At 69.9% G+C, this 8,786-nt stretch carries 10 protein-coding genes; 8 read left to right on the top strand and 2 right to left on the bottom strand.

Going from position 1 to position 8,786, the window contains the following annotated elements:
• The 4 genes from NS220_RS01945 to NS220_RS01930 all read left to right on the top strand — a co-directional run.
• The coding region (locus NS220_RS01945) for a DUF4190 domain-containing protein (protein WP_058622422.1) at positions 1 to 468 on the top strand (468 nt) is incomplete at its 5' end.
• A gap of 42 nt (positions 469 to 510) precedes the next feature.
• The gene (locus NS220_RS01940; protein WP_193755244.1) at positions 511 to 879 is read left to right on the top strand and encodes a DUF3099 domain-containing protein; all 369 of its coding nucleotides are present in this window, start codon (positions 511 to 513) and stop codon (positions 877 to 879) included.
• Positions 876 to 1,082, top strand: a complete 207-nt coding sequence (locus NS220_RS01935) for a hypothetical protein (RefSeq protein ID WP_058622421.1) — start codon at positions 876 to 878, stop codon at positions 1,080 to 1,082. The genes NS220_RS01940 and NS220_RS01935 overlap by 4 nt, the downstream gene beginning before the upstream one ends.
• Positions 1,083 to 1,105: 23 nt before the next feature.
• Positions 1,106 to 2,005: an SURF1 family cytochrome oxidase biogenesis protein gene (locus tag NS220_RS01930; RefSeq protein ID WP_058622420.1), complete on the top strand. Its 900-nt coding sequence runs from the start codon at positions 1,106 to 1,108 to the stop codon at positions 2,003 to 2,005.
• Between the two features lie 68 nt (positions 2,006 to 2,073).
• Here the strand turns inward: NS220_RS01930 and NS220_RS01925 are convergent, their stop codons facing one another.
• A complete protein-coding gene (locus tag NS220_RS01925) occupies positions 2,074 to 3,672 on the bottom strand; it encodes an ABC-F family ATP-binding cassette domain-containing protein (RefSeq protein WP_058622419.1) in 1,599 nt (532 codons plus the stop codon).
• Between the two features lie 254 nt (positions 3,673 to 3,926).
• Here NS220_RS01925 and NS220_RS01920 point away from each other — a divergent pair, with 254 nt between their 5' ends.
• From NS220_RS01920 to NS220_RS01905, 4 genes are read left to right on the top strand one after another with little or no spacing between them, the layout of a single operon-like run.
• On the top strand, positions 3,927 to 4,961 hold the full coding sequence (locus NS220_RS01920) for an iron-siderophore ABC transporter substrate-binding protein (RefSeq protein WP_058622418.1): 1,035 nt from the start codon (positions 3,927 to 3,929) through the stop codon (positions 4,959 to 4,961).
• Between the two features lie 25 nt (positions 4,962 to 4,986).
• Positions 4,987 to 6,033 carry a FecCD family ABC transporter permease gene (locus tag NS220_RS01915; protein WP_058622417.1) on the top strand — a complete coding sequence of 349 codons (1,047 nt, stop codon included), beginning with the start codon at positions 4,987 to 4,989 and terminating at the stop codon, positions 6,031 to 6,033.
• Positions 6,030 to 7,088 (top strand): FecCD family ABC transporter permease, encoded by a 1,059-nt coding sequence (locus tag NS220_RS01910; protein WP_058622416.1) that lies wholly within the window; start codon positions 6,030 to 6,032, stop codon positions 7,086 to 7,088. Before NS220_RS01915 ends, NS220_RS01910 begins: the two co-directional genes overlap by 4 nt.
• Positions 7,085 to 7,909, top strand: coding sequence for an ABC transporter ATP-binding protein (locus tag NS220_RS01905; RefSeq protein WP_058622415.1), 825 nt, complete (start codon positions 7,085 to 7,087; stop codon positions 7,907 to 7,909). Before NS220_RS01910 ends, NS220_RS01905 begins: the two co-directional genes overlap by 4 nt.
• 46 nt (positions 7,910 to 7,955) lie before the next feature.
• On the opposite strand, the gene NS220_RS01900 is transcribed toward NS220_RS01905, so the two are convergent.
• Positions 7,956 to 8,786: siderophore-interacting protein (locus NS220_RS01900; protein WP_058622414.1), on the bottom strand; the 831-nt coding region annotated here is incomplete at its 5' end.

Here is an 8,786-nt window from a genome sequence, read left to right as displayed (position 1 = left end):
GCCCCGAGCTACGGCACCCCGGCCGCCGAGACCGCCTCCTCGTACCCCGGCTACGCCGCCCCCGCGGCCGATGCTGCTCCCGCCTACGGCGCCACGCCCTACGGAACCCAGGGCTACCCCGCTCCGGCATACGGGACCGCCACGTACGGTGCACAGGGATACTCCGGCTACGGCACCCAGGGCTACGGCTCGTACGCCGCGGCCGCGCGGACGAACGTGCTGGCGATCATCTCCCTCGTGGGGTCGATCGCGGGCTTCTTCATCCTCCCGTTCGCCGGTCCCCTGGTCGGCGTCATCACCGGGCACATCGCGCTCGGTCAGATCAAGCGCAGCGGTGAGAAGGGCCGCGGTCTGGCACTGACCGGAGTCATCCTCGGCTGGGTGAACATCGCGATCGCCGTGATCTTCATCGCCTTCATCGTCATCGTTGCGATCGCGGGCGCGAGCAGCTCCAGTTACCGCTACTGAACGGTCCGCATGGCGCGCGAACGGGCGTACCCTGGGGGGACCGTGAAGACTTCGCAGCGTGCCCTCTCAGCGACGTCTCTCCCGCAGGCCCCGCGGGAAGACGCCGGTTCCCGTTTCACCAAGTACATGGTGATGATGGGGATCCGCATCGCCTGCTTCGTGTTGATGGCCGTGGTGCACCCCTACGGCTGGTACACCTTCGTCTTCGCCGCGGGGGCGATCTTCCTGCCGTACCTCGCCGTGATCGTCGCGAACGTGGGTGCCGACGTGGGTGCGCGCACGGCCGAGTCGCCCGAGCGAACGATCGAGGCCCCCGGCACGGCCGCCCCGACGCCGCCGCCCGCCGCGCCGACCGTCATCCGTATCGCCGAGACGCCGCGACTCGACGCCCCTCGCGACGACGCATCGTGAACGACGAGGCCGCGGAATGTTCGCGAGCCGGATGCCGTGACACCGCCGTCTGGGCGATCCGTTGGCGCAATCCCCGCATCCATGCCGCCGACCGGCGCAAGACGTGGGTGGCCTGCGCGGAGCACGTCGTCTACTTGAGGGAGTTCCTCCGCGCACGAGACTTCCCCGTCGAGGTGCAGGCGCTGGCGGGGGAAGCCTCGTGAGTTCTCCCGAGAAGCCCCGAGGAATGAGCGCACGCGAGATGCCGGCGGGCGCCCGCTGGGCGATGTACGTGGGCATCGCGATCCTCTTCGCCATCGCGTGCGCGTACCTGTCGAACTGGCAGTTCTCCCGGAACGCGGAGCGCAGCGCGCAGTTGCAGCTGGTCGCCGACAATTACGACGCGACCCCCGTCCCTCTCGGCGACCTCCTTGCCCCAGGCAACGACCTCACACCATCCGACGAGTGGCGACCCGTCCGCCTCGAGGGGCAGTACCTCTCCGACGAGCAGCTCCTGGTGCGCAACCGCGCGCACAACGGCTCCGCCGCCTATGAACAGCTCGTCCCGTTCCGGCTCACCGACGGGCGCACCTTCCTCGTCGACCGCGGTTGGCTCCCGCCCGGCAACAGCCAGTCTCTGCCGGACGACATCCCGGCCCCTCCGTCGGGCCAGGTCACCGTCGAGGTTCGCCTCCGACCGAGCGAGGCGGCGCCGACGTCGGGCCGCACCGCCGAAGCGGGTCAGGTGCCCACGATCAATCTCGGCCTCGTCGCCGAGCAGACCGGCCCCATCGAACCGGGCGCATACGGTCTGCTCATGTCGGAGAGCCCGGCGCCGGCGACCGCGCCCCTGACCGTGGATCCACCGAGCGACGACCCCGGCCCGTACCTCTCCTACGCGATCCAGTGGATCCTCTTCGCTCTCATGGGGTTCGGTTTCATCACCTACGTGATCGTCAGCGAACGCAAGCTCCGCCGCGAGGAGGCCGAGGAGGAGGAGGACGACGAACTCTCCCCCGTGCCCGCGCCGGTGTCCGAGCACTCCGAGCCGCGCCGCCGTGTCGATCCCGTTGCGCTGCACCGCGCGCGCAAGCGTCCGAAGGACCGCGACGCCGACGACGAAGACGCCCTCCTCGACGCGCGCTGAATGATTCCGGATGCCGGGGCCCAGGCATCCGGAATCCGAGACGAACGCGGCGAGCCCGCGCGAATCCGTCAGGCCAGCGTGATCAGGTCCGCGTAGTCGCGACCCCAGATGTCCTCGACGCCGTCGGGGAGGATCAGCACGCGCTCGGGGTTGAGCGCCTCGACGGCGCCCTCGTCGTGCGAGACGAGCACGACGGCGCCCTCGTAGTGCGCGAGCGCGCCGAGGATCTCCTCGCGCGAGGCGGGGTCGAGGTTGTTCGTCGGCTCGTCGAGCAGCAGCATGTTCGCCGACGACACCACGAGCGTCGCGAGCGACAGACGGGTCTTCTCTCCACCCGAGAGCACCCCGGCGGGCTTGAGCACATCGTCTCCGACGAACAGGAACGAACCGAGCACCTTGCGCGCCTCGGTGGCCGTGATGTGCGGCGCCGACGACATCATGTTCTCGAGCACCGACCGGTTCACGTCGAGGTTCTCGTGCTCCTGCGCGTAGTAGCCGATCTTGAGGCCGTGCCCGGGCTCGAGCTGGCCGGTGTCGGGCTGGTCGACGCCCGCGAGGATGCGCAGGAGCGTCGTCTTGCCGGCACCGTTGAGGCCCAGGATCACCACGCGCGAGCCGCGGTCGATCGCGAGGTCGACGTCGGTGAAGATCTCGAGCGAGCCGTACGACTTCGACAGACCGGAGGCCATGAGCGGCGTCTTGCCGCAGGGTGCGGGCTTGGGGAACCGCAGCTTCGCGACCCGCTCGTCCTGACGCACCTCGTCGAGGCCGGAGAGCATCTTCTCGGCGCGCGCGACCATCTGGTGCGCCGCGGCGGCCTTCGAGGCCTTCGCGCCGAAACGGGCGGCCTGCAGCTGGAGCGCGGTCGCCTTCTTCTCGACGTTGACGCGCTCCTTCTTGCGGCGCTCCTCATCGGCCACCCGCTGGCGCAGGTAGTTCTTCCAGTTCATGTTGTAGATGTCGATGACCTGGCGGTTGGCGTCGAGATAGAAGACGCGGTTGACCGTCTCGCCGACGAGCTCGACGTCGTGCGAGATCACGATCAGCCCGCCCTTGTAGTTCTTCAGGAACTCCCGGAGCCACACGACGCTGTCGGCGTCGAGGTGGTTGGTCGGCTCGTCGAGGATCATCGTCTGCGCGTCGGAGAAGAGGATGCGCGCGAGCTCGATGCGACGCCGCTGTCCACCCGAGAGGGTCTTCAGAGGCTGGTCGAGGATGCGGTCCGGCAGGGAGAGGTTGTGGGCGATGGATGCCGCCTCGGCCTCCGCCGCGTACCCGCCCGCCGCTTCGAAGCGCTCGGTGAGGTTGCCGTACTTCTTCATCGCCTTCGCGGCCACGGCCGGGTCGTCGTCGCCCATGGCCATCGACGCCTCGTGCATGCCGAGCGCGAGCGAGCCCAGGCCACGGGCATCGAGGATGCGCGTGCGAGCGAGCATCTCGGGATCTCCCGAGCGGGGGTCCTGCGGCAGGTAACCGAGTTCGCCCGAGCGGTCGACGCCACCGTTCGAGGGCAGCAGGTCGCCGGCGAGCACCTTCGTGAGGGTGGTCTTGCCCGCGCCGTTGCGCCCGACGAGGCCGATCTTGTCGCCGTCGGAGACGCGGAAGGCCACGTCGGACATGAGCACGCGGGCGCCCACGCGGATCTCGAGGTCGTGCACGGCGAGCACAGCGAACGTCCGTTCTTCGGGGTCGGGGATCGGCCAGAGAGTGGCCAGCCACCCAGTATAAGACGCGCCCCTGCATGCCCGCCGACAGCCTCTTTCGCGACGGTCGGGTCCGAGGTCACCACGGGCGCGGGGCCCTCGACCCGATACCTCGGCATCGAGACGATCACCCTGCCCGTCGGCATCCTGGTTTGCGTTCTCACCCGAACCCTGACCTAAACTAAGCCTATCCTTACCTAACACGCAGGAGGCTCTTCGTGTCCCGATTCCGCGCTCTGGCGGCACTCGCCGTCGGTTCCGCCCTCGTCCTCTCCGGCTGCGCCGGCACCGCGGCCGCCCCCGGCGCCTCGGCGGGATCCACCGAGGCGGACGACGCCTTCCCCGTGACCCTCAGCAACGTGTTCGGAGAGACGACCATCTCCGCCCGGCCCGAGCGGGTCGTCACGGTCGACTGGGGCAACCAGGACGTCGCCCTGGCGCTCGGTGTCGTTCCCGTCGCCATGCCGAAGGTGACCTACGCGGACGAGGACGGCGACGGCCTGCTCCCCTGGACGAAGGACAAGCTCGCCGAGCTCGGGGCGGAGACCCCCGTGCTCATGGACGAGACCAACGGCTACGACTACGAGGCCATCGCCGACGCGCAGCCCGACGTCATCCTCGCCGCGTACTCCGGCATGACACAGGAGCAGTACGACACCCTCAGCAAGATCGCACCGGTCGTGACCTTCCAGAAGGTCGCCTGGGGGACGACCTGGCAGGACATGACCGTTCTCGACGGCACCGCGCTCGGTCTGAAGGACGAGGCCGAGGCGCTCGTCGCCGAGAAGGAGAAGCACATCACGGACGAGGCGGCCAAGTACCCCGCCATCGCCGGCAAGAAGTCGCTCCTGACCTACTACGACCCGACCAACCTCTCGACGCTCGGCTTCTACAACACGCTCGATCCGCGCATGGGCTACCTCGAAGAGCTCGGTCTCGCGCCGTCGTCGTACGTGGCCTCGCAATCGGCGGCCTCGGAGACGTTCTGGTTCACGCCGAGTACCGAGCAGATCGAGAACTTCTCCGACGTCCAGGTGATGGTGGCGTATGGTGCCGAGGGAATGATCGCCGCGATGCAGGCCGACCCTCTGCTCTCGAAGGTCCCCGCCGTCGCGAACGGAGCGATCGCCGTGATCGAGAGCGGCTCGACCCTGTCGTCGGCGATCACGCCGACGCCGCTCAACATCGGAACGAGCTACGGTGACGACTACATCGGTCTCGTCGGCGCCGCGGCCGAGAAGGCCGCGTCCTGATGCGGACCCCCCGCCCGTCGGGCCGATGAGCGCTCTCGCGCCGACACTCGCCGCCCCCGGTGACGCCCGCCCGCGTCGCTGGGGGCGGCGCCGCGCCGTGGGTGTCGCGGCGCTCGTCGTCGTGCTGGTCGTCGCGGCGATCCTGTCGGTGACCTTCGGCGCACGCGACGTCACGGCCGCAGACGTCTGGGCCGGACTCACCGGTTCCACCGATACCGCCTCGGCAGCCGCGGTCGCCAAACGCGTACCGCGTACGCTGCTCGCCATCCTCGTCGGCGGCGCGCTCGCGGTGTCGGGCACCGTCTTGCAAGGGGCGACGCGCAATCCCCTCGCCGACCCGCAGATCCTCGGTATCAACGGCGGCGCCGGGCTCGCCATCGTTGTCGGGATCGCCTTCTTCGGGCTCGGCTCGCCGACCTCCTACATCTGGGTCGGCATGGTCGGCGCCGCGGCGGCCGCGGTGCTCGTCTACGCGATCGGCTCGCTCGGCCGCGGCGGGGCGACGCCGCTGCGTCTCGCTCTCGCCGGCGCCGTGAGCGCGGTCGCCTTCAGCTCGCTCACCAGCGCCATCCTCCTGCCGCGTATCAACGTCATGAACGACTTCCGCTTCTGGCAGATCGGCGGTGTGGGAGGGGCGACCTTCGACACCATCCTTCAGGTGCTGCCCTTCCTGCTGGCCGGTCTGGTGATCTGCCTCGCCTGCGCATCGACGCTGAACACCCTCGCGCTCGGCGACGAGCTGGCCGCGGGGCTGGGCGCGCGCGTGCGCACCGCACGGCTCGTCTCCACCGGCGGTGCCGTCATCCTGTGCGGTGCCGCCACGGCGGTCGCCGGCCCCATCGGCTTCGTCGGTCTCGTCGTCCCGCACATGATCCGCCTCGTGGTCGGCGTCGACCACCGCTGGCTGCTCCCCGTCTCCGCTCTCGGCGGAGCCGCGCTGCTCACGCTCGGCGACATCGTCGGCCGCGTCGTCGCACGTCCCGAAGAGATAGAGGTCGGCATCGTCACCGCGCTGGTCGGAGCTCCGTTCTTCATCGCCCTCGTGCGGCGCCAGAGGATGAGGGCGCTATGAGCAGTGTCCTCCTCTCGCCGTCTCCCGCTGCACGCACCTCCGTCGTGGCCGGACGACAGCGTCGACGCCGCAAATGGGTGCTGATCACCGGCATCCTGACCCTGCTCGTGGTCGCCGCCTTCTCGCTCTCCCTCATGCTCGGTCAGACCGCCTACTCCCCCGTTCAGGTGTGGGGCGTCCTCACCGGGCAGCGCGTGCCCGGAGCATCGTTCACGGTGGGCGAGCTGCGTCTTCCCCGCGCGGTGACCGGACTCTTCACGGGCCTGTGCTTCGGCATGGGAGGCGTGGTCTTCCAGTCGATGCTGCGCAACGCCCTCGCGAGTCCCGACGTCATCGGCATCAACACCGGCGCGAGTGCGGCCGCCGTCATCGGCATCGTCGTCCTCGGGCTCGGTGAGACGGCCGTGTCGTTCCTCGCCATGGCCGCCGCTCTCGCCGCCGCCCTCGCGATCTATCTGCTCGCCTACCGCAACGGCGGTTCGGGCGCACGGTTGATCCTCGTGGGCATCGGGGTCGCGGCGATGTGCCAGGCCGTGGTCTCGTACGTCATCGCGCGCGCCGCCGAGTACGACCTGCCCGCCGCGATGCGCTGGATCACCGGCAACCTCAACGATGCGACCTGGGATCGGGCGCTGCCTGTGACGGTGGCGGTTCTCCTCCTCGGGCCGGTGGTGCTCGCCCTCTCCGGCCGGCTCGAGATCCTGCGCATGGGCGACGAGACGGCCGCCGCGGTGGGGCTGCCCGTCGAACGCAGTCGGGTCCTGCTCATCGTCGCCGCCGTGGGGCTACTCGCCTTCGGCACCGCCGCAGCCGGTCCCATCGCGTTCGTGTCGTTCCTGGCGGGTCCGATCGCCGTTCGCCTGCTCGGCCCCATCGGCTCTCCCATTCTTCCCGCGGGCCTCATCGGCGCGCTCCTCGTCCTCGTGGCCGATTTCTGCGGCCAGTACGCCTTCGGAACCCGCCTTCCCGTGGGCGTCATCACCGGCGTGCTGGGCGCGCCCTATCTCATCTACCTGCTCGTGCGCAGCAGTCGATCCGGAGGAACTTCGCTATGACCGTCGAGCGCTCCCTGGTGGCCGAGGGCGTCACCCTCGGCTATGGAGATCGGACCATCGTCGACTCGCTCGACCTACGCATCCCCCCGGGCCGGGTGACGACGATCGTCGGGGCGAACGCGTGCGGGAAGTCCACCCTGCTCAAGGCGATGGCGCGTCTTCTCACGCCCGCCGCGGGGCAGGTCCTTCTCGACGGCAAGGCGATCCACCGCCAGCCCACCAAACAGGTGGCGCGCGTGCTGGGACTCCTCCCGCAGTCCCCCATCGCCCCCGACGGCATCGCCGTGTCCGACCTGGTCAGCCGAGGCCGGCATCCTCACCAGGGCGCGCTCTCACGGTGGACCAGCGCCGATGACGACGCCGTGGCGCGCGCCCTCGAGGCGACCGACGTCACGCACCTCGCCGATCGTTCCGTGGACGAGCTCAGCGGCGGTCAGCGTCAGCGGGTATGGATCGCGATGGCGCTGGCGCAGGAGACCGACGTGCTGCTGCTCGACGAACCGACGACCTTCCTCGACATCAGCCACCAGATCGATGTCCTCGACCTGCTCACCGACCTCAACCGCGACCGGGGCACCACGGTGGCCATGGTGCTGCACGATCTGAACCTCGCCGCCCGATACGCCGACCACCTCGTGGCGATGTCCCAGGGTCGCATCGTCGCAGCGGGAGATCCGGCGGAGGTGCTCACCGAGGCGATCGTGCGCGAGGTCTTCGGACTCGACAGTCGCGTCGTCCCCGATCCGCTCACCGGGCGCCCCATGGTCATCCCGATCGGCCGGCACCACACGGTGACCGAGCCGGAGCAGGCGATGAGCTGAGGGACCGGATGCCGCCCGCCGGCCCCCCGCGCTCTCGTCAGCGCTCCTAGGCCGAACGCTCGACCTGGCCCTCTCGCCAGTAGCCCATGAAGGCCACGCGCTTACGGTCGACTCCGCACCCCTGCACCAGCATGCGGCGCAGCGTCTTGACGGTCGACGACTCCCCCGCGATCCACGCGTAGAACTCGCCCTCGCCGTCCTCCGGGCTGTCCCAGAGGAGCTCCTTCTCGAGGTCGATGTCCTCCAGCTCCTGGGGGCGCGGAGCGGCAGCTCGGGCGAGAACGTCGCCGGACGCCTGCGTCCACGCCTCGACGGCCTCGATCAGCGCTTCGCCGTGCGAGCGGTCGTCGCGGGCGAGCCAGGTCACACGGGCATCGCCCACGGCCAGCGGGAGCGCATCGTCGATGGTGGGCACCTCGATGAACGCATCGGCGTCCATGCCGGGTTCGAGCCCCTCGAGAACCGCGCAGATCGCCGGGGCGGCGGTCTCGTCGCCTGCCAGCAGAAGGCGCCGGGCCGTGCCCGGGTGGAAATCGATCCCCTGGGCCGATTCGGGACTGCGCGCGTCGGGACCGACCACGAGGATGCTGTCGCCGGGTGCCGCGACCTCCGCCCACGCCCCCGCGGGGCCGGCGTCGTGGTGGAGCACGAAGTCGACGTCGAGCTCACGCGCCTCGGGGTCGATCCGCCGCACGGTGTAGGTGCGCAACGGCATCCGCTCGTCGTCGGGAAGATCGCGCCAGCGGACGTACCACTCGCCGTTGTCGATCGCCGCCGGGTCGTCCTGACCGATGTCGCACAGCCGCCCGCCCGAACCGGGGAGCACGATCTTGATGCGCTGGTCGCGCCGGTCGGTGCCGAACACGTCGAAGTCCGC

It is taken from the genome of Microbacterium testaceum (assembly GCF_001476655.1).
GTDB lineage: Bacteria > Actinomycetota > Actinomycetes > Actinomycetales > Microbacteriaceae > Microbacterium > Microbacterium testaceum_C.
This window is presented reverse-complemented; position numbering and strand designations above follow the sequence as displayed.

What these genes read in the sequence shown, in the direction of transcription:
- NS220_RS01905 (WP_058622415.1), top strand. Translation starts at nt 7,085, where the DNA reads ATGACCGTCGAGCGCTCCCTGGTGGCCGAGGGCGTCACCCTCGGCTAT.
- NS220_RS01910 (WP_058622416.1), top strand. Translation starts at nt 6,030, where the DNA reads ATGAGCAGTGTCCTCCTCTCGCCGTCTCCCGCTGCACGCACCTCCGTC.
- NS220_RS01915 (WP_058622417.1), top strand. Translation starts at nt 4,987, where the DNA reads ATGAGCGCTCTCGCGCCGACACTCGCCGCCCCCGGTGACGCCCGCCCG.
- NS220_RS01930 (WP_058622420.1), top strand. Translation starts at nt 1,106, where the DNA reads ATGAGCGCACGCGAGATGCCGGCGGGCGCCCGCTGGGCGATGTACGTG.